Annotated in this window: 2 protein-coding genes and 1 pseudogene; 2 read left to right on the top strand and 1 reads right to left on the bottom strand. The window is 65.1% G+C overall.

The window, feature by feature from the left end; genetic code table 11:
- A partial coding sequence (locus AZG88_RS35380; protein WP_442971764.1) for a mycothiol-dependent nitroreductase Rv2466c family protein occupies positions 1-261 on the top strand: 261 nt, incomplete at its 5' end.
- Positions 262-285: 24 nt separating this feature from the next.
- Here the strand turns inward: AZG88_RS35380 and AZG88_RS35375 are convergent.
- Positions 286-666: pseudogene (locus tag AZG88_RS35375) on the bottom strand (peptidase M48); the annotation flags it as partial.
- A 41-nt stretch (positions 667-707) separates the two neighbouring features.
- On the opposite strand from AZG88_RS35375, the gene AZG88_RS54550 reads away from it, so the two are divergent.
- Positions 708-905: a hypothetical protein gene (locus AZG88_RS54550; RefSeq protein ID WP_231914303.1), complete on the top strand. Its 198-nt coding sequence runs from the start codon at positions 708-710 to the stop codon at positions 903-905.
- Positions 906-1,548 lie beyond the last annotated feature (643 nt).

The raw sequence follows: 1,548 nt of genomic DNA, 5'->3' as shown, positions 1-1,548 counted from the left end.
GAACTGGCCGAGGCCGCCGAGTCGGAGGAGTACGACGCCGCACTGCGCGAGAGTCACGCCGCCGGCATGGACGCCGTCGGACCGGACGTGGGAACCCCGACGATCCACGTCAACGGTGTCGCGTTCTTCGGCCCGGTCCTGTCGCGGATTCCCCGCGGCGAGGATGCGGGCAAGGTGTGGGACGGTGTGGTCGCGCTGGCCGGCTACCCGCACTTCTTCGAGCTCAAGCGCACCCGGACCGAGGACCCTCAGTTCGACTGAGCCCAGCCCCGATCCTGGGCACGGTCACCGAGTGCCGGGCCCTGCCGGGTCGGCCGCGTACTGCAGTTTCTGCGGATCGCGGTAGATCTGGCCGGGTTTCACGAACAGGTGACCGTGCCGGGTCCTGTTCCGCAGGGCGGCGGCACGCCAGGTGAGCACCGGATGTCTCGACAGCAGATTCACGAACCACGGGAAGAACCCGCGTTCGGTGGTGGCCCGGTCGGCGAGTTCGTCGAATCCGACGATGCTCACGAGATATTTGTCCGCGCCCAGAACACCTCTCGCGCCGCGGGCGCTCTGGGGCCGCACACAGTAGCCGTGATTGTCTGCGGTGTATTCCATCGATCGGAACAGCGCCGACCCGACCACGGCAATGTAGTTGGCGGCGTCGTCGTCCAGGGTCCGCGTACGTCGAGGTGCGGCGCCTGGGCGGCGAAGATTCAGTCGTGATCGGCGGGCTCGCCTCCGGACGCAGATTTGACGCGTGCGGACTCGTTAGTCCGGAAATCTTCACGGACCTCGCCAACAAGGGGACGTTGATGGTCATCGAGTGTCTCGGTGGGCGCACCCTGTGCTTCAGTGAGTTGGGGGACGCAGTCGAGGGCATCAACTACAAGATGCTCACCCAGAACTGCGGAGCTTGAGTTGACGGCCTGGTCGAGCGGAAGGCGCATCCCACCGTGCCACTACGGGCCGCCCACACCCTCACCGAGCCCGGCCACGCCCCTCCGAGCGGCGATCGATGGAATGTGCGCCTGGACCCTCCGGAACCTCGGTCACATCAAGGCATCCCGTCGGAGCTTAGATGCCTGAGCGGCAAATCTGGATCGGACTGGGAACTTGGGCCTGGCGACGGCTGGCGACGTGGTCCGGTCAACCGCGTGCAGCGAATGGCTGGCGAAGCTACGCGCCTTTCTCGGCATGTACTGCGGGACCGCGGGTGTTGACTGTTCCGCCACGCCGCCGCCATTCCGGATCGACGCGTGAACGGAACGTGTCGAGGCTGGCGGCAGGTCTATGTCGCCAAATTGTTTCCGTGCCTTACAGCGTGATGAGCGGCGGAGGAGGCTCGGGAGGCTGTCGCAGCGGCGGGGTTGCCTCAGGGGGGTGGCGGTTCCGCCGGGTCGGCTTCGTAGCCCGCTCTATTCTTAGCCTGGATCCGTGGAGATTGTGGCGGATGTGAAGGCGTGTGAATGACGAAAGCGCCTCCCGTAGTGAGACAATCAAGATTCTCACATCACAATTGTCCACATACGGAAAGGCACTCTCAGTGCAATCATCGCACAC

Source organism: Rhodococcus sp. LB1 (assembly GCF_001583455.1).
In the GTDB taxonomy this organism is placed as follows: Bacteria; Actinomycetota; Actinomycetes; order Mycobacteriales; family Mycobacteriaceae; genus Rhodococcus_F; species Rhodococcus_F opacus.
The sequence above is the reverse complement of the archived record's forward strand: the minus strand, read 5'-3'. Positions and strand labels throughout refer to the sequence as shown.